Annotated in this window: 14 protein-coding genes and 1 tRNA gene; 8 read left to right on the forward strand and 7 right to left on the reverse strand. The window is 35.9% G+C overall.

Going from position 1 to position 19,624, the window contains the following annotated elements:
• Window positions 1–16 precede the first annotated feature (16 nt).
• From V7S79_RS07395 to V7S79_RS07405, 3 genes are all read left to right on the forward strand, one after another.
• Window positions 17–628: a superoxide dismutase gene (locus tag V7S79_RS07395; protein WP_459489934.1), complete on the forward strand. Its 612-nt coding sequence runs from the start codon at window positions 17–19 to the stop codon at window positions 626–628.
• An 82-nt stretch (window positions 629–710) separates the two neighbouring features.
• Window positions 711–787, forward strand: a tRNA-His gene (locus V7S79_RS07400).
• A gap of 400 nt (window positions 788–1,187) precedes the next feature.
• Window positions 1,188–1,805 carry an NYN domain-containing protein gene (locus V7S79_RS07405; RefSeq protein ID WP_459489935.1) on the forward strand — a complete coding sequence of 206 codons (618 nt, stop codon included), beginning with the start codon at window positions 1,188–1,190 and terminating at the stop codon, window positions 1,803–1,805.
• Between the two features lie 159 nt (window positions 1,806–1,964).
• Here the strand turns inward: V7S79_RS07405 and V7S79_RS07410 are convergent, their stop codons facing one another.
• A complete protein-coding gene (locus V7S79_RS07410; RefSeq protein ID WP_459489936.1) occupies window positions 1,965–2,252 on the reverse strand; it encodes a helix-turn-helix domain-containing protein in 288 nt (95 codons plus the stop codon).
• A gap of 2 nt (window positions 2,253–2,254) precedes the next feature.
• On the reverse strand, window positions 2,255–2,587 hold the full coding sequence (locus V7S79_RS07415; protein WP_459489937.1) for a type II toxin-antitoxin system RelE/ParE family toxin: 333 nt from the start codon (window positions 2,585–2,587) through the stop codon (window positions 2,255–2,257).
• Window positions 2,588–2,817: 230 nt separating this feature from the next.
• Between V7S79_RS07415 and V7S79_RS07420 the strand changes: the two genes are divergently transcribed.
• From V7S79_RS07420 to V7S79_RS07430, 3 genes are read left to right on the forward strand one after another with little or no spacing between them, the layout of a single operon-like run.
• The gene (locus V7S79_RS07420; protein ID WP_459489938.1) at window positions 2,818–5,130 is read left to right on the forward strand and encodes a PSD1 and planctomycete cytochrome C domain-containing protein; all 2,313 of its coding nucleotides are present in this window, start codon (window positions 2,818–2,820) and stop codon (window positions 5,128–5,130) included.
• Window positions 5,130–6,590, forward strand: a complete 1,461-nt coding sequence (locus tag V7S79_RS07425) for a DUF1501 domain-containing protein (RefSeq protein WP_459489939.1) — start codon at window positions 5,130–5,132, stop codon at window positions 6,588–6,590. The genes V7S79_RS07420 and V7S79_RS07425 overlap by 1 nt, the downstream gene beginning before the upstream one ends.
• A 3-nt stretch (window positions 6,591–6,593) precedes the next feature.
• Window positions 6,594–8,774 carry a c-type cytochrome domain-containing protein gene (locus V7S79_RS07430; RefSeq protein ID WP_459489940.1) on the forward strand — a complete coding sequence of 727 codons (2,181 nt, stop codon included), beginning with the start codon at window positions 6,594–6,596 and terminating at the stop codon, window positions 8,772–8,774.
• Here the strand turns inward: V7S79_RS07430 and V7S79_RS07435 are convergent.
• The 4 genes from V7S79_RS07435 to V7S79_RS07450 form a co-directional block, all read right to left on the reverse strand.
• A complete protein-coding gene (locus tag V7S79_RS07435; RefSeq protein ID WP_459489941.1) occupies window positions 8,771–9,661 on the reverse strand; it encodes a MerR family transcriptional regulator in 891 nt (296 codons plus the stop codon). The genes V7S79_RS07430 and V7S79_RS07435 overlap by 4 nt on opposite strands.
• 238 nt (window positions 9,662–9,899) lie before the next feature.
• Window positions 9,900–10,526 carry a carotenoid biosynthesis protein gene (locus tag V7S79_RS07440; RefSeq protein WP_459489942.1) on the reverse strand — a complete coding sequence of 209 codons (627 nt, stop codon included), beginning with the start codon at window positions 10,524–10,526 and terminating at the stop codon, window positions 9,900–9,902.
• A gap of 11 nt (window positions 10,527–10,537) precedes the next feature.
• Window positions 10,538–11,602 (reverse strand): mannose-1-phosphate guanylyltransferase, encoded by a 1,065-nt coding sequence (locus V7S79_RS07445; protein ID WP_459489943.1) that lies wholly within the window; start codon window positions 11,600–11,602, stop codon window positions 10,538–10,540.
• Window positions 11,603–11,604: 2 nt separating this feature from the next.
• On the reverse strand, window positions 11,605–12,648 hold the full coding sequence (locus V7S79_RS07450; RefSeq protein ID WP_459489944.1) for a DUF3089 domain-containing protein: 1,044 nt from the start codon (window positions 12,646–12,648) through the stop codon (window positions 11,605–11,607).
• 252 nt (window positions 12,649–12,900) lie between these two features.
• Between V7S79_RS07450 and V7S79_RS07455 the strand changes: the two genes are divergently transcribed.
• The gene (locus V7S79_RS07455) at window positions 12,901–15,780 is read left to right on the forward strand and encodes a TonB-dependent receptor (protein WP_459489945.1); all 2,880 of its coding nucleotides are present in this window, start codon (window positions 12,901–12,903) and stop codon (window positions 15,778–15,780) included.
• A gap of 82 nt (window positions 15,781–15,862) precedes the next feature.
• Window positions 15,863–18,691: an excinuclease ABC subunit UvrA gene (gene uvrA, locus V7S79_RS07460; RefSeq protein WP_459489946.1), complete on the forward strand. Its 2,829-nt coding sequence runs from the start codon at window positions 15,863–15,865 to the stop codon at window positions 18,689–18,691.
• 285 nt (window positions 18,692–18,976) lie between these two features.
• Here uvrA and purN read toward each other — a convergent pair whose 3' ends face one another.
• Window positions 18,977–19,543 (reverse strand): phosphoribosylglycinamide formyltransferase, encoded by a 567-nt coding sequence (gene purN / locus V7S79_RS07465; protein WP_459489947.1) that lies wholly within the window; start codon window positions 19,541–19,543, stop codon window positions 18,977–18,979.
• Window positions 19,544–19,624: the final 81 nt, after the last annotated feature.

Below are 19,624 nucleotides of genomic sequence, written 5' to 3' on the forward strand. Positions count from 1 at the left end.
TTAAATATTTAAAATTATGGCTTTTGAATTAGCACCCTTACCTTATGCAAATAATGCATTAGAGCCTCATTTTGACGCATTGACCATGGAAATCCACCATGATCGTCATCATAATGCTTATGTTACTAACTTGAATGCAGCTGTTACTGGCACCGCATTGGAAGGAAAAACTTTAGAGGAATTATTTGTGAATATTTCTACTTTGGCTCCAGCTGTACGTAACAATGGAGGTGGACATTACAATCACCATTTATTTTGGAATATTTTATCGCCAAATGGTGGTGGCCAACCTGTAGGAACCTTAGCAAAGGCGATTGACGCGAAATTTGGTAGCTTTGATGCTTTCAAAGAGGAATTCAAGAAAGCAGCTTTAACTCGTTTTGGATCAGGTTGGGCATGGATAGTTGCTCAAAAAGACGGGTCGATTGCAGTATCATCTACTCCTAATCAAGATAATCCATTGATGGACGTAGCAGATGTAAAAGGATTTCCAGTTATTGGCTTAGATGTTTGGGAGCATGCGTATTATTTGAAATTTCAAAACAAGCGTCCTGACTATGTAGATTCATTTTGGAATGTAATTGACTGGAATGCAGCGGAGAAGCGTTATTTAGAGGCGCAAGCATAAAAAAAATAAGCAAGAAAATTCATTTTTTCTTGAATTGGGTTTGCTTACTAACACCTTTTGTGTATTTTTGCAATCCCAAATGGTGGTTGTAGCTCAGTTGGTTAGAGCATCGGTTTGTGGTTCCGAGGGTCGTGGGTTCGAGCCCCATCTTCCACCCCAAAAGCCTTAGCGTAAGCTAGGGCTTTTTTTATTTTATAATTTTTTACTCTAACACAAGGGGTTCATGTTCAATAGTTGTGGAGCTGAGAAATAATTTAGAATTTTATGATATTATTATTAGTCTCAATGTTCGCATCCTTTTGATTCCATCATATCCTTTTTTTAACATTAATGATTCTTAATTCCTTAATGTTTAAAAAAAAATCCTATCTCAAACTTAATTTCTTAAAATATTTATCCCACAGATTTCGGACATGATCCACACAAAGGTCACTAAAGCATTATTAATTAGTTATACCAAAAAGTAAATGCCCCACTTTTGGTGGGGCATCAGCCCAAAGATGCTATCTTTGGGGAAGTTTGCTTCCAAAGATAAACGTAACCTTCACTTTTTCCAAGCATGGAGCATAAAAAGAATCGTGTGATCGCTTACATTGATGCCGCCAATTTGTATTTTGGAATGGTAGATGCTGGATATGCTTATTGCAAATGGCTAGATGTTCATAAATTAATTCAAAGCTTTTTGAACTCTAATCAAGAGCTGGTCGATGTGAAATTTTTTACCAGTCGAATTACCCATAATCCCCCCAAACAAAAACGACAAAATACCTATTTAGAAGCCCTCGAAGTCAGAGGTGTGAAAATATTTTATGGGGTTTACCAAGCTAAATTCATGGATTGTCGGAAATGTGGAAATAATTGGATTGTGCCGAATGAAAAAATGACCGATGTGAACATGGCTACTCAAATTTTGGCAGATGCTTTTCAAGATCAATATGATGTGGCAATTGTGATTACGGGCGATAGCGACTTGACTCCAGCGATTCAATTTGTCAATAAAACATTTGGTGAAAAATCTGTCGTTGTGTTTTTCCCACCTCAACGAAATAATAATTCCATCGAAGATGTTGCCAGAAGTAGTTTAGTCATTGGCCGAAAAAAATTATTGGACGCTCAGTTACCTAAAGAAATTAGGAAAGAAGATGGATATGTTTTAACGAAGCCAGAGGGGTGGTAGAGAGGTAAGAGGTAAGAGGTAAAAGGTAAGAGGTAAAAGGTAATAGGTAAGAGAAGATAGAAAAGAGAAATAATCCCGGAGGGATGTTTTTAGATTGTAGCCATGGACTTTAGTCCATGGAAAGAAATAAGAAAATTACATGGAAAGAAATAAGGAAATTTAATAAGTAATTCTTACCATAATTTCAGCATTTAATGCTTTTAAGACACGTAAAATGGTATCAAATCGGGCATCGGTTAAATTATTTTCTATTTTTGAAATTTGCGCTTTTTTTACTCCCACTAAAATCCCCAACTGATCTTGTGTCAATTTTCGCTTTTTTCTAATATTCTTAATTTCTTGTGCGATCGAATCTAATTTTAATTCGTCTTCAAAAATAGTTCTATTGGAGGTTCCAATTTTACCAATATATTTATCCGTTATTTCATCAAGAGTATAGCTTTTCATTGTTATTTATTTAAATAATATTGTCTAATATTCATTGCCTTTTCAATTTCGGTTTTAGGTGTCTTTTGACTTTTCTTTACAAAACCATTGGTAGCAATAATGATTGTTGTTAATCCTTTTTCTTTTTTCCAAAACGCCAACAATCTATATTCATTTTCAGCAAATTTTGTTCTAAATTCCCAAATTTCATGGGTAAGTTTTTTGAAAAGTTTTCGATCTTTTTGAAGTTTGAATTTCCAAAGATTATAGATGATTTTTTCTCGAGCTTTTGGATCAATATTCTCTAAAAAAATGTCAACCTGCTCTAATAGTTCAATTTCAATATTAGTGATCATTATAATTATTTCAAATATATTAGTTTCTTTAATAGGAAACAAAATGCTTCGTGATATATTTTCAAATTTCTCGAATTATAACTTTACAACAAGTAAATTGATTGATAATTAATATCTACTTATTGGTTTTTTCGTTTCGTTCAGCATTTAATATTTCACCAAATAGGCTGGTTTAATTAAAAAATAATTATATTTATTCTTCGAATCTGAATAAGATTTTAAACCTATTTATGAAATATTTTTATTCTTTGCTATTAACTGCCTTTCTGGCTGTTTTTTGCTATGTTTTTTATAGTTGTAATGCTGTGAGTGCCTCAGATGAAGCTATTCCAGAGGTAGTGGATTATAATTTTCATATTCGACCTATTTTGTCCGATCGTTGTTTTAAATGCCATGGACCTGATGCGAAGAAAAGGGAAGCGAATTTGCGATTAGACACACCAGAGGGAGCTTATGCGGCATTTAAGGATAATTTAAAGGCTCATGCCCTTGTTCCTGGAAAGCCCAATGAATCAGATGCTTTTTTGCGCTTAATTACCAAGGATACTTCTTTAAGAATGCCTCCTGTTAAGTCTAATCTGACTTTGACTCAACATGAAATTGATTTGATTGAAAAATGGATTGAACAAGGTGCCATCTATAAGCCACATTGGTCTTTTATGCAGCCCGTTAAAACCGATTTGCCCAAATCGGATGAATCTTGGACACGTAATGAAATTGATTATTTTGTGTATGCCAAAATGAAAGAAAAGGGTCTTTCTCCCAGTAAAGAAGCAGAAAAAGAGCAATTGTTAAAACGCCTTTATCTAGATTTAATTGGTCTGCCTCCAAGTATTGAACAACAAGAGAAATTTTTAGCGGATCAAAGTGAAAATGCCTATGAAAAAGTAGTAGATGAGCTATTGGCCAATAAACATTTTGGCGAAAAAATGGCTTTAAATTGGCTAGATGTAGCTCGCTATGCCGATTCACATGGTTATCAAGATGATGGTTTGAGGACGATGTGGCCTTGGCGCGATTGGGTTATTCATGCTTTTAATGCCAATTATTCCTATGCCAAATTCGTTAAATGGCAATTGGCTGGAGATTTAATTCCCCACGCAAACAAAGAAATGATTTTAGCTACAGGCTTTAATCGAAATCATAAAATTACCCAAGAAGGAGGTGTCATTGATGAGGAGTACCGAGTTGAATACGTGAATGATCGGACTAGTACCTTTGGGAAATCTTTTTTGGCCCTAACTTTCGAATGTTCCAAATGCCATGATCATAAATATGATCCTATTTCTCAAAAAGATTATTACAGTACCTATGCATTTTTTAATCAAGTACCCGAGAAAGGTCTTTTTGGAACCATAGATGCCTCTTTTGCGGATCCACCCAACATGCAAATTACAAGCAAGGATGTAAAGAAAATATTGAAATTCATCAATAAAAAAGATACCTCAGCGGTTGATGTGATGGTGATGAAAGATGATTCAATAAAACGAAAAACCTTTGTGTTGAGTCGTGGAAATTATGATATGCCTGGGACTGAAGTCGCTATTGGTGTTCCTAAAAGTATTTTGCCCTATTCGCCAGTTAAATATGGAACCAATCGATTAGGTTTGGCCAATTGGCTTTTGGATGATCGAAATCCATTGACTTCTCGGGTTTTTGTGAACCGTATGTGGGCTCAATTTTTTGGTAGGGGAATAGTAAAAACCTTAGGGGATTTTGGTATGCAAGGAGAGTTACCTACGCATCCTCAACTCTTAGACTGGTTAGCTGTGGATTTTAAAGCGCATCATTGGAATATTAAGCGATTAGTTAAGCAAATAGTAACTTCGGCCACCTATCGGCAATCTTCCATCATTTCTAAAGAGGCCTTAGCCAAAGATCCTGAAAATATTTATTTGTCTCATAGTACTCGGATGAGGGTTCCTGCAGAAAATGTGCGCGATTTAGTCTTGGGTTCAGCTAATATTTTAAACGGAGAAATAGGAGGGCCGAGCATCAAACCTTATCAGCCAAAAGGTATTTGGGAAATTGCCTCTTCGGGTCGGGGATCTTTGATGAATTATATTCAAGATCATAACCAAGATTTGTATCGAAGAGGAATGTATGTATTTATTAAAAGAACCGTTCCTCCACCTTCTATGTTGATTTTTGATGCAAGTAATCGAGATCAATGTGAAGTACAGAGGGGACGGACAAATACACCTTTACAGGCTTTGGTGATGATGAATGATCCCAGTGTGATGGAAAGTTCAAGGGTATTGGCAAGTGCTTTATCTCATCAAAAGTTGAGTCAAGATCAATTGTTGACTTTGGCATTCAGAAAAATTATTTGTCGGAAACCTCAGAAAAAAGAGCTTGAAATTCTTCAGAGGTATTTTGATAAAGAGAAACAAAGCTTTGAGGCTAATCCTAAGAAAGCGGACAAATTATTGGGAATTGGAGAATATAAAAAAGAAGCAAGTGCAGCAAAATCGTTTACGGCCGCTTTGATGCAAACCATTCAGCTGATTTATAACATGGAAGAGGCTTTAATCCGAGTATAATGAGCATGAGAGAAAATGAATTTTTGAAAAATCAATTGAACATTACCAGGAGGCATTTTTTTGGTAAAGCAGTTGCTGGAATTGGAGGTCTTGCCTTAGGCTCCTTGTTGGTTCCTGAAATTTGGAAAGGCGAAGAGAGTTCCTCCTCATTACCTTTAGGGGTCGCGCAATTTGCTCCTAAAGCAAAGCGGATTATTTATTTATGCCAAAACGGAGCTCCATCTCAATATGAATCTTTTGATTATAAGCCAACTTTGGTCCAAAGAAGTGGAGAAGAATTACCCGAATCGATTCGAGGTAACCAACGGTTAACAGGTATGACGGCTAATCAAGATAAGTTTCCCTTGATTGGTTCTTTTTACGGATTTAAGCAATATGGCAAATCGGGGACATGGATTTCTGATATTTTCCCAAATATTGGTGCCATTGCAGATGATATTTGTGTGATTCGGACCATGAATACGGATGCGATTAATCATGATCCTGCCTTGACTTTTTTGCAAACAGGTGCCCAAGTAGGCAATAGGCCAAGTATGGGGGCATGGATGTCTTATGGATTGGGAAGTGAAAATAAAAATTTACCCGCGTTTTGTGTCCTTTTGTCGAGAGGCAGAGGAAACGGGCAAGGGGTTTATTCTAAATTATGGACCAATGGCTTTTTAGATTCTACGCATCAAGGAGTAGTTTTTAGTAGTTCAGAGGATCCTATTTTGTACTTAAATGATTCGGATGGCATTGATAAAACTTCTAGAAGAAGAATGTTAGACGAATTAGCTGAATTGAATAGTTTAGGATTTGAGGAAAATGGAGATCCTGAGGTTCAAGCCAAAATTCAACAATATGAAATGGCTTATCGCATGCAAACGGCTGTTCCAGAGTTAACCGATTTGTCTAAAGAACCAGATCATATTATAAAGATGTACGGTCCAGATTGTTTGGTTCCAGGAACCTATGCTGCCAATGCCTTATTGGCTAGAAAATTATCAGAATCCGGTGTTCGTTTTGTGCAGTTATATCACCAAGGCTGGGATTCACATGGGAATTTACCGAAAGAAATGGCTATGCAAGCTCAGGATGTAGATCGATCTTCTGCAGCATTAATAACCGATTTGAAACAAAGAGGCTTATTGGATGAAACATTGGTTATTTGGGGAGGTGAATTTGGTCGAACAAATTATTGTCAGGGAGCCTTTACCAAAGATAATTATGGTAGAGATCATCACCCTAGAGCCTACAGTATTTTCATGGCTGGTGGTGGAGTAAAAGCTGGATCAGTGTATGGAGAAACAGATGAATTTGGCTACAATGTAGTAAAAGACCCTGTGCATATTCATGATTTTCATGCGACCATCCAACATTTAATGGGCATTAACCATGAACAATTAACCTACAAACATTTGGGTAGAAGGTATCGATTGACCGATATAGCAGGGAAAGTATTACCAGGACTAATCGCATAAAGGATGAAATCAAAACTGTATGACATCTTACTGAATATAATCCTCTTTTTGCAGGTGCTTTTGGTTTTTGCTTTGATTTTTCAAGATCAGTTAGTCTTACCTTTTCTGGTTTTGGGTAGATTACATCCACTGATTTTACATTTACCTATTGGATTGGGCTTTTTACTTGCTTTGATGTTTTTAATCAAAGGGCAAATTCTCTCCACCGATTTCTATCGAATATTCCGTTTTGTTCTATATTTCACTAGTCTATTAACTGCACTTACAGCCTTATTTGGTTTATTTCTTTCCTTGGAATCGGGCTATGATACGACATTAATCACCTACCATCAATGGGCAGGCATTGTGGTCAATTTTTATTATGTAATTGCCCTTTTCTTGTTTGAAAAAGATTTGATTAGGGGGTATTTGAAAACATTGTTAGTTAGTTTGGGTGGAATAATTTTACTCGTTCTAGCAGGTCACGGAGGGGCTAATTTAACGCATGGGGAAGCGTTTTTATTTCCAACAACACAAGAGCAAAACAACATTACTCAAGAATCTTTGGTCTTTCATGATTTGATACAACCCATTTTAAAGAAAAAGTGCGAATCTTGCCACAATGACCAAAAGACCAAAGGTCAATTAAACATGAGTTCCGTAGAAAAAATGTTGAAAGGAGGGAAGCACGGATCTTTATGGAAAGCTGGGGATGTACTTCAAAGTCTATTAACCAAACGTATTGAACTTCCTTTAGACGCAAAAGAACACATGCCTCCCAAAGGAAAAGAGCAATTGACGCCTGAGGAAATTATTTTACTTCGATTATGGGTTAAATCTGGTGCTTCTCTAGAAAAAAAAATCCAAGATTATCCTTCAAATTTGGGCTTTGCCAAATGGATCAGTCAAAATAGTACCCATCAGGAAGAAGTGGATACCAAAGGAAAAATCTATGATTTTTCGGCAGCATCTGAATCGGAAATAGCAGATGTAAATACTCCTTTTTGTTCTGTTAGGCCTATTTCAAGTCAATCTCCCGCTTTGGAAGCAGAGTTTTTTGTGGCTAAAAAGTTCGACATTAAAACATTGGAAAACTTGAATAAAGTAGCTGCTCAATTGGTTGCTTTGAATATTTCTAAAATGCCAATTAAAGATGCTGATTTGAAGTTGATTGCTCAAATGACTCAATTAGAGAAATTAAATTTAAACTTTACCGAAATCACAAGTAAGGGACTTTCTAATTTAGAAGCTTGTCAAAAATTAAACTCTTTATCATTGGCTGGCACGAACATTCAATATGCTGAATTAGCTCTTTTATTGAGAAAGATACCTGCCTTGAAAGAAGTTTTTATTTGGAATACAGACATAAATACTTCTCAAATTCAATCTTTAACTAAGGCATTTCCCACATTGAAAATTGAGCAAGGTTATGTTCCCAAAGATGAAAAATTGTACATTAATCCACCCATTTTGGTCAATGAGAATTTAATTTTAAAGCCTCATGAAAATGTACTTTTTAAACACACCTTGAAAGGAGTTGATTTTCATTATACCTTGAATGATTCAACGCCAGATTCCTTAGGTAATTTAATTACGCGCGGTCCGATTCCCATTCAAAAATTTGCAAAGGTGAAGATATTAGCTACCAAAGAAGGATGGTTAGCAAGTAAAGTGCTGGAATTGAAAGTTTTTAAATCCAATTTTATTCCGGATTCTGTGATTTTATTTTCAGAACCTGAGCCAAAATACAAGGCCCAAGGTTCTTATACCTTGAAAAATTTTGTTTCGGGGGCAAGGTATACCAAAGGTGTTCCTAATCATACCTGGTTGGGATTTAATGGAACCGATTTTGAAGCCGATTTTATGTTTGCACGCAAAAACAATATCAAAGGACTTACTTTTTCTTATTTAGAGAAAACGGATGAGGGTGTTTTTCCTCCTAAAGATGTGGAGGTGTTGGGTCTAGTTCAAAATACTTGGAAAAGTATTGGAAAGTTTCGTTTTGAGCAACCAACGGAACGAAAGGGTTTCTCCAATAAAGCCATAAATATAGATGTAATCCCAGGAAATTATTCCAAAATTAAATTAAAAGCCACAATAGTTAAATCATTGCCTAAATATTTAATTAATAATGACAAAAAGGAACCTTTCGATCAAGCGGGAAAGCCCGCTAAGTTAAGAATGGACGAGATTATCTTTTATTAAATGGATTCCGCAATGGTAATTAACTCTTGGAAATTTTTTAACACTTGAATGTTTTTGGGAAAATGTTCACTTCGATTGTCTTGGGTTAATAAAAATCCACTTAAAATGAAACGAGGTTCCGGCATTTTTTTTGCCAATTCTTGAACATAATCATCTATTTCTGAGGCAGAGGGTTCGGTTGTAAATACGCTACAGATATAATCGGGTTGATGTATTTGATTAGCGAAAACGAGTTCTTCAAACGGTAGCGATTGTCCTAAATAAATAACTGAATGATTGCGCGCTCTCAAAATATAATTGGCAAAAAGAAGGCCTAATTCATGCAATTCACCTTCAGGTAAATAGAGGATAAACTTTTTCGCGTTTGGCTTTAATTTTAATTCTTGTTGATCAATGGCCGCGATGAGTTTTTGGCGTATCAAGTGGGTAATGAAATGTTCTTGTGCTGGCCCAACTGAACCAGATAGCCATAATGTACCTAATCGACCAAGAAACGGATAGATAATATGCAGAACATAGCTTTCAAAGCCAATTTTTTTAACAATGTTTTCAGTTAGGAGCTGAAATCTTTTTTCATCCAAATCCAACATCGCAACTGTCAAGGCTTGTATTTGATCTGGATAATCTAATTTACTTTCGGAGAGGAGTAAAATTTGTTTTGAAATTTCTTCCTCACACATTTTCGCGATTTCAGAAATTTTGAAATTGCCTTTATCCTGTAGTAATGCAATATTTAGGACAAATTTCAAATCCTTATCTCCATAAGAACGGATGTTTGTATCTGATCTAAGAGGATTTAATATTCCATATCTTTGCTCCCAGATTCTCAAAGTATGTGCTTTGATTCCGCTTAGGTTTTCAAGATCTTTTATGGAGTATTGGTTCATGGAATTTGTTATTAAATTTTAAACTCCATTAACTTGAAATTGTTTTGAAAAAAGGAAAGAGAAAAGTAAAAGGTAAAAGGTAAGAGGTAAGAGGTAAAAGGTAAAAGGTAAGAGGAATTAAAAATGTAGAATTAAGAATTTAGAATTAAAAATGTAAAAAGATAAAACTCTTACCTCTTACCTATTACCTTTTACCTCTTACCTCTTACCTCTTACCTCTTACCTCTTACCTCTTACCTCAATTCATTGCCCAATGTCCGAGGAAAAACATAAATTGTAATAAAGCAATCAATCGGAATAGGCTGGATTTTGAACCAAGATTTTCAGAAATGTAAATCCAATGAAAAAAGAAAGAGGCTAACCACCAAGCTCCAAAATTTTGAATTGGAACTTGTTCATTTTGCCAATGCCAAAAGTCGAAGTGGATTGCGACTGGTTCAATGATTAAGTCGAGGGCTGTCATTAATCCTGCACCCAAAGCTGCTTTTCCAATTTTACCACCGATGCCCCATTCTTCTACCACGGCATTCGTTGCAATGACCAAAATCAGCCAATTGATACCAATGGTCAAAGGCACATCTTTGATCTTAAAACCTAAAGTGTTACCATACTGGTAAGATCCAAAAATTTTACCAGTTGAAACGCCTACTACTTCTAAAAACCAAGCAGAAATAGCGATTAAGGCTAAAATGGCATAGCTTTTGAAATCTGTTTTTGGGAAGAAATAAATACAAATAAATCCGGTGAACCAAAGCGTAAGTGGCACCAAAGAAATAAACGTAGCGCTAGTTTCAGCCACATTCATGCCTATTAATCCTGCTGCGTATAGTACTATTAAAAATCGTTTTAAAAATATTGGATTCATGTATAGGTAAATTAACTGAATTTTGCTTCCAAATTGCTTGCGTCTTCCACAAACTGTTTGACTTGTTGTTCTTGTTCTTTTGAACAAATCATTAATACATTATGAAATTCTGCCACGATGTAATTTTCCAATCCTTGCACCACAACTAATTTATCCTTTGGTGTTTTAATGATACAGTTTTTGGTGTCGTAAAGAAGGACCTCACCATCAATCACATTTTCTTCATGGCTTTTATCGCTTATTTCATAAAGTGATTTCCAAGTCCCCAAATCAGACCAACCAATGTCAGATAGAATGACTTTCACATCTCTGGATTTCTCCATGATTCCTGTGTCTATGGAAATACTTTTACATACTCCGTACACTTTTTTGATGAAATCTTCCTCTTGGTCTGTGTAATAAAATGCGGTACCCTCTTCAAATTGTTCGGCCATTCTAGAAAGATGTTTTTCTAATTCCTTTTTGAAGGTTTGAAAACTAAATACAAAAATACCCGCATTCCAAACGTAATCACCACTATCTAAAAATGCTTGTGCAATTTCTAAATTGGGCTTTTCGGTGAAGGTTTTTACTCGCTTAGCTTCTTGGTTTTCAGGATGAAATTGAATGTAACCGTATCCTGTGTCTGGCCTTGTGGGTAAAATGCCCAAAGTAACCAAGATCGGTTCATCAGCTGCGATAAGTGCTTTTCTAATATTTTCTTTGAATGCTTCTTCTTTCAAAATTACGTGGTCAGAAGGCGCTACGATTAACTTCGCTTTTTTGTTTTTCTTCGCAATTTTATAAGCTGCATAAGCGATGCACGGTGCGGTATTTCTTCTTTGTGGCTCTTTTAAAATTTGATCATCACTTAAAAATGGTAATTGCTGATGTACTAAATCAGCAAATTCAGCAGATGTCACTACATAGATATTTTCATTGGGTACTATTCCCTCAAATCTTTCCGCCGTTTGTTGCAACATGGTTTTACCAACTCCAAGCACGTCAATGAACTGTTTAGGTTGATTACTTCTGCTGATTGGCCAAAATCGGGTGCCAATCCCACCTGCCATGATGATTAAATATTGATTTTTCATTCTTATTTATTCGAGAGGAATTGTTGAATTCTTATATCCACATTTTCGCGGATGGAAGAATAAAATAAATTATAATCGGCACTATGCCAATTTTTAGTGGAGATGAACATTCTGCCAAATACGTATGGTTTGTTAATCCAAAGTAAACCTGAATGGTTTTGGGCATCAGCCATTTGTTCGACCCATTTAAAGCCATAGGACACTCCACCTTTATTTAATTCCTTTGATTTAAATTCTTCATCCAAGGTCCAAGATAGGGGGTTAGTAGAGACTAAATTGTTCGCATCTCCTTTGTGCCAAGGCGGAAAATATCCTTGTGCAAATGTTGTCCATGTATTAAAACATCCTATATCATTAGATGATTCGCAAGGTTTTATGTCTTTGAAAATATCTTTTGGAGTCGCAATTCCAATCAAATAAGCTACGACCAATTGTTTTTTTAATGCTTTTTCATCAAAGAATTCTTTCAATAATCGAGTTGCATGAATCGTTCCTTGACTATGGCCAGCAATAACAATCGGACGTCCTTGATTTTCATTTTTTAAATAATATTCAAATGCTTTTTTTACATCTTGATAGGCTAAATCTAAGGCAGCATCTTTATCTTCTTTATTGGGTGTTAAAAAAGCATAATAATGAGCTTGTCTATATCTCGGTGCAAAAACCCTACAAGATCCATTGAAAACCGTAGCTTGGTTTAGAATTGTTGTACTGTCGACCAAAGAATTCAAATAAGTATCGTCCACTGATCCATTCCAAATGAATTCGTTTTTGGGTTGATAAGTGAAAATAGTTGGATAAATAAAAAATACATCCGCTTTCGCCTCTGACTGTTGATCTTTGTAAGGAGATTTTTTGGGCACGAAATCTGCCGCATCTTTCATTTGAGGTAATGCTGCCCAATTTTTTAATTGGGAATAATCAACCTCAGAAGGAATTGGGGATTCTTTCCATGATTTATCTAAGACAGCAGGGACAAATTTTGAGCAGCTGCACAAACAGAAAAGTAATACGAGTAGGGTATATTTTGAAATGATTTTTTCCATGCCTTGAAAAATTAACCAAAGCTACTAAGAAATATTGTAAATGAAGAGATACAATCCAGGTTGCTTGAAATCATTTATCGACAAATTGGATGATCAATGCATTTTAATCCTTCTCTTTTTTACTTATAAAAGTGTATTATTTGTAAAAAAATTAGCAATTTTTCTATAAATCTTTAAGAGTTAAGGATTTAATTTTTTAGATTTGTCTTTGATTTAAGCATTCATTCACTAAATCACAAAAAAAAATCTTTTATGAAAAAAATCTTTACTCAAATTCTACCAAGTTTTGTCGTTTTAATGATGCTTAGTTTATCTGTTTTTGCACAGACCAAATTAAGTGGAAAAGTGACAGATTCAGCTTCAAATGAAGCATTAATTGGTGTCAGCATCGCCGTGAAAGGAAAAGTTATCGGAACTATAACGGATGCAAATGGTAGTTTCTCATTGACAACTTCTACTCCTGTACCGTTTACTATTTCAGTATCAATGGTGGGTTATGAGCGACAAGAAATTGTTGTGAAAGGAGCTAAAACAGATTTTGCTATTAAATTAAAAGAGCAAGCAACTTTAGGACAAGATGTAGTTGTATCGGCTAGTCGTATAGAAGAAAGCGTATTACAATCACCCGTTTCTGTTGAAAAATTAGATATTAGAGGAATTCGCGAGACTCCTGCTGCATCCTTTTATGATGCATTGAGAAATATCAAAGGTGTAGAAATGAGTACTCAGTCTGTATCTTTTTCAACCATCAGTATGCGTGGTTTCAATAGCAATGGAAACGTTCGTGTGGTTCAGATGATTGATGGTATGGATAATCAAGCTCCAGGTTTAAATTTCTCAGTAGGTAATATCGTAGGTATTTCTGAATTGGATTTAGAAGGAGTTGAAATTCTTCCTGGTGCAGCTTCTGCACTTTATGGTCCAAATGCAATGAATGGAATTCTTTTAATGAATTCAAAAAGCCCATTTTTGTACCAAGGTTTAAGTGCTCAGGTGAAAGCTGTAGCCATGTATGCAGGAAATCGTTCTACAACTACTACTCCTTATGGAGATATTTCTTTGCGTTATGCTAAAGCTTTCAATAATAAGTGGGCATATAAAATTAATTTTAATATGTTAAATGCGGATGATTGGCAAGCAACCGATTATCGTGATCAAAGTTTATTGAACGGTTCCTCTTTAAGTTCAGGAGATAGAGTTTCTAATTTAGGATACAATGGTGTGAACATATACGGAGATGACACAAATGCGAATATTTTAAGTTCATTAACTCCTGTTTTGAAAGATCCAACAAATCCATTGACAGCAGGAATTAATCAAATTTCAGCGGCAACAGGTGGTTTGTTAACCCCAACTGCAATCTTGAATTATATCATTCCAAATACAACAATTTCAAGAGAAGGTTATAAAGAAGTTGATTTAGCCAGTTATGCAAACCGTAACATGAAATTCAATGCAGCTTTACATTATCGTTTTAATGACAAAGTGGAATTGATTTTACAAGGTTCATATGGACAAGGTACTACGGTTTACACGGGTATAGATCGTTATGCGATCAAAAACTTCAGCATGGGTCAATACAAAGCGGAGTTAAAAGGAGCAAATTTCTTCTTGAGAGGATACACTACTCAAGAAAATTCAGGTGATGCCTATGCCATGGGTACGTTAGGTGCAATTGTTAATGAAGTTGCAAAACCAAGTACTACTTGGTATCCGCAATATTTTGGAACTTTTGCTCAATTAGCATTGACAAATTTTGGAACGCAATTACAAACTGCTTTGATGTCTGGAAAATCTCCAGCAGTAGCAGTGGGTACAGCTGTTGCAAGTACGCAAGCTAGTTTTCCATATTACCATGGAACAGCACGTGCTTTAGCAGATGCGAATCGTTTGATTCCTGGAACTGCTGCATTTAATACAGCTGTGGAACAAATTAAGCAATCGGCTATTCCTAAGGGAGCTAAGTTTACAGATAAATCAGCTTTGTATCATTTAGAAGGTATGTATAATTTGACTGAAAAGTTGAATAACAAACTAGAAATGATTGTTGGTGCGAACTATCGTCAATATGCCTTGAATTCAGAAGGTACTTTATTTGCTTTAGATAACGCTGGGAAAGAATTTACGATCAACGAATACGGTGCTTATACTCAATTAGGTAAAAAAGTATTAGCGGATAAGTTGAAGTTAACGGGTTCTATTCGTTATGATAAAAATGAGAATTTTGATGGAGTATTTAGTCCACGTTTTTCTGGAGTTTATACCGAAGGACGTTCTAACTTCAGAGCTTCTTACCAAACTGGTTTCCGTATTCCTACTACACAAGATCAATACATTGACTTGAACACTCCTTCTGCTCGTTTATTAGGAGGTTTGGATATTATTCAAAATCGTTACAAATTATCAGGAAATTCATATACTAGAGAATCTTTAGCAATTGGAAAACCTGAATTATATCAAGCGAAAACTTGGAAGCCTGAGCAAGTTCAAACGTATGAAGTGGGTTACAAAGGTTTCTTAGGAGATCGCTTATTAGCGGATTTCTATTGGTATCAATCTAATTTTACTAATTTCTCAAGAGGAACAGTAGTAGTTCAAACTCCAGATCAACATAAGGATGCTTCTGTCATTGGTAACAAAGTTTTCTCTTTCCCATCTAATTCAGATAATACTGTTGTAACCAATGGTTGGGCATTAGGATTAGATTATCAATTAGGATCTAATTGGGTGTTAGGTTCAAACGTTTCTTATAATGCGGTGAAAGATAATGGTGGTGCAACGGATGCTCAAATCGCATTCAATACTCCATCTTATCGTACCAACGTTTCATTAGGAAACAGAAATATTGCAGCTTCGGGCTGGGGAGTAAATGTTACATGGAGATACCAAGATCAATTTGTTTGGAACTCAAGCATCGTTTCTCAAGCAGTAAGTTTAGGACAACAAGCTTTGATTCCTGCTTTCCACACAGTGGATGCTCAGGTTAGCAAAAAATTATCAGGTTTGAAATCCATCCTTAAAATTGGAGGATCTAACTTATTAGGTTCTGCATATACTACTAGCTGGGCTAACCCAATCGTTGGTAGTATTTACTATGTAAGTTTAACTTTTGATGAATTATTGAACAAATAATAATTTCTCATTTTTTATTGAGGCTGCCTCCCAAGGGCAGCCTCTTTTTTTGTACCTTTGACGATTAATTTTGATTCGATACATGCAAGAAGCTAAGGATTTAACAGGGTTTTCACACATTGAGGTTTTTGGTGCAAGAGAGCATAATTTGAAAAACATTGATGTTAAAATACCTAGAAATCAACTGGTGGTAGTGACGGGTATTTCAGGTTCTGGAAAGTCAAGTTTAGCTTTTGATACCATTTATGCAGAGGGTCAAAGAAGGTACATGGAAAGCTTTTCAGCCTATGCAAGAAGCTTTTTGGGTAACATGGAACGTCCGGATGTGGATAAAATAGAAGGGCTTTCGCCTGTTATATCCATTGAACAAAAAACAACTTCCAAAAATCCACGTTCCACCGTTGGTACGACTACCGAAATTTACGATTTCTTGCGTTTACTTTATGCCAGAGGATCCGAAGCCTTTAGTTATTTGAGTGGTCAGAAAATGGTCAAGCAATCGGTTGATCAAATTATCAGTACGCTTTTTCAACAGTTTTTAGGAACGAAGGCCGTATTATTAGCACCTGTGGTCAAAGGGCGTAAAGGACATTACAGAGAACTTTTCGTTCAAATTGCCAAATGGGGTTTTACCAAAGTTCGAATTGATGGAGAAATTGTTGATTTGGAGGCTAAAATGCAAGTGGATCGATTTAAGGTACACGACATTGAGGTTGTTGTCGACCGTTTAGTCGTGAATGAGGAGGAAAGGTTAAGGCTATCTCAAAGTTTGCAAACAGCCATGAATTTGGGGAAAGGCTTGGTTTATGTTTTGGATGAAAAACAAAAATTACATTATTTCTCAAAAACGTTAATGGATCCAGAAACAGGCTTATCCTACGATGAACCTGCTCCCAACTCGTTCTCGTTTAATAGTCCCTATGGAGCATGTCCTTGTTGCAATGGTTTAGGCGTTATTGAAGAAATTACGAGAGAATCTGTTATTCCGGATCCAAAATTGAGCATTATTCGAGGAGCCATTGCGCCGATTGGAGAGTATCGTGAACTTTGGATTTTTAAGCAATTGGAAGTTCTGTTAAAGCCTTTCAAAGTAGGTCTTTCCACACCGATTGAAAAATTTCCTGAGGAGGCCATTGAAATTATGCTTTATGGTACGGATGAAGTAGTGCCTGTTCCATCTAAGAAATATGTGGGTACCGAATGGACCACCAAATATGAAGGAATTATCTATTTCTTGAAAAAGCAGCAAGAAAATGGATCAGAAAAAACACAAGATTGGTTAAGGGATTTTTTGGTGATCAAAACTTGTCCAGAATGCGACGGTTATCGCTTAAAAAAGGAGTCATTACACTTTAAAATAGATGGTAAACACATTGGGGAATTAGCCCAAATGGATATTTCAGATTTGGAAAATTGGTTTGCTAATTTGGAAGAAAGAATATCAGATCGTCAAAATCAAATTGCGCATGAAGTCTTAAAAGAGATTCGTAAACGGATTGGTTTTTTGACGCAAATTGGATTAAGTTATTTGACCTTGGATCGTCCGATGAAGACGCTTTCGGGGGGCGAATCTCAACGTATCCGCTTGGCGACTCAAATTGGAACGCAATTGGTTGGTGTACTTTATATCATGGATGAACCGAGTATTGGCCTACACCAAAGAGACAATGAAAAGTTGATTCAGGCATTGAAAGATTTGCGCGATTTGGGCAATTCGGTATTGGTGGTGGAGCACGATAAAGATATGATGCTGGAGTCTGATTTTATTTTGGACATTGGTCCAGGCGCTGGGCGACATGGTGGGCATATTGTTGGGCAAGGATCTCCTGCTGAATTTTTGAAGTTAGCAACTCCAACGGCGAATTATTTGAATGGAAAATGGGAAATTGCTATTCCAGAAAAAAGAAGAAAGGGCAATGGAAAAGAAATAAAATTAATTGGTGCCAGAGGAAATAATTTGAAAAATGTCACCGTGAAAATTCCATTGGGACAATTGATTTCTGTAACTGGAGTTTCAGGTTCTGGTAAGTCGAGTTTGATTCATGATACGTTGGTATTGAAATTGAAACAACATTTTGATCGGACGAAACGAGATGCAATGCCATTCAAATCCATAGAAGGATTGGAATTTATTGATAAAATCATTGAAGTGGATCAATCGCCCATTGGCCGTACTCCAAGATCTAACCCTGCTACCTATACGAATATGTATAGTGACATAAGGACATTGTATTGTGAACTTCCTGAATCTAAAATTAGAGGTTATAAGGCAGGTCGTTTTAGTTTCAATGTAAAGGGTGGAAGATGTGAGACCTGTGAAGGAGCGGGGATGAAGAAAATTGAAATGGAGTTTTTGCCAGATGTGTTGGTGGAATGTGAAACGTGTAAAGGCAAGCGATTTAATCGAGAAACCTTGGAAGTTCGATTCAAAGGGAAATCGATTTCTGATGTGTTGGATATGACGGTGGAGCAGGCTTTGGAATTTTTTGAGCATCAACCAAGAATATATCGTAGAGTTAAGACTTTATCTGAAGTGGGATTAGGTTACATTACTTTAGGCCAGCATGCTACAACCTTATCGGGGGGAGAAGCACAGCGTGTAAAATTAGCGGAGGAGTTATCGAAAAAAGATACTGGCAATACCTTGTATGTATTGGATGAGCCAACGACGGGTTTGCATTTTCAGGATGTTAAATTGTTGTTGGATGTTTTGCAAAAATTGGTGGATAAAGGCAACACGGTTTTAATCATTGAACATAATTTAGATGTGATCAAAGTGTCTGATTACGTCATAGACATGGGTCCAGAAGGCGGAAATGCGGGAGGTACTTTGATTGGTTCAGGCACTCCTGAGGAAATCGCTAAAATCAAAGCAAGCCATACGGGAAGGTTTTTGAAAAATGAATTGTGAAAATTGATGATAGAATGGAGAGATCGTTGTGTCTTGGTGTTTAAATTTGAACACTAAGTTCACCAAGATTTTACTTCAATTTTTAAATTTAGATTATAAATTTAAAGAGTGATTTTTATTTTTGTGGTTAGGTATTTTACATTTTTTCAAAACCTGTTTGCAAATATTTGACTTTTTTCAAAACCGAAACTTGTGTTTTTGCAACTTTTTGAAAATTAATCTAAATTTTTTTCTATTATTTATTTAACGGTAATTTTTGATAGGCAAGAATGCCAAAAAATGAAATCAAATTGCTCTAATTAACCCCTCAATCACCTTCGGAAAATCACGATGTTCCAATATTTGACCTTTTTTGGCAACGTCTTCTGGTGTATCGCCGGGTAGTACTTCAAAGCTGCTTTGAAAGATGATTGCACCTTCGTCATAATGCTCGTTTACATAATGAATGGTAATGCCGGATTCTTTCTCTTTGTTGGCTACTACAGCTTCATGAACAAAATGTCCATACATTCCTTTTCCTCCAAATTTTGGTAATAGGGCAGGGTGTAAATTGATGATTCTTTGAGGAAAAGCCACCGTAAATTCTTTGGGAATTAACCATAAAAAACCAGCCAAAATGATCCAATCGGTGTTCAACTCTTGAATTTCTTGTAAAATAGTGCCATTCTTGAATTCCTCTCTGTTGAATATTCTACAAGGGACATTTAGTCGTTTTGCTCTTTCAATAACTCCCGCCTGCGCATTGTTACAATATATTTGACGTATCTTTGCTAGGTGCAAAGGAGCCAAATGCTCAATGATTTTTTCGGCATTGGAGCCAGAACCGGAGGCGAAGATGACAAGATTTTTCAAATTGGAGCTATGTTTTTTTGCAAATTTAGGGCTAAAAAACGGAACCTTTTAGACTAAATGTTAGTTTTGTTTTTTTTAATC

It is taken from the genome of Aquirufa sp. ROCK-SH2 (assembly GCF_054558315.1).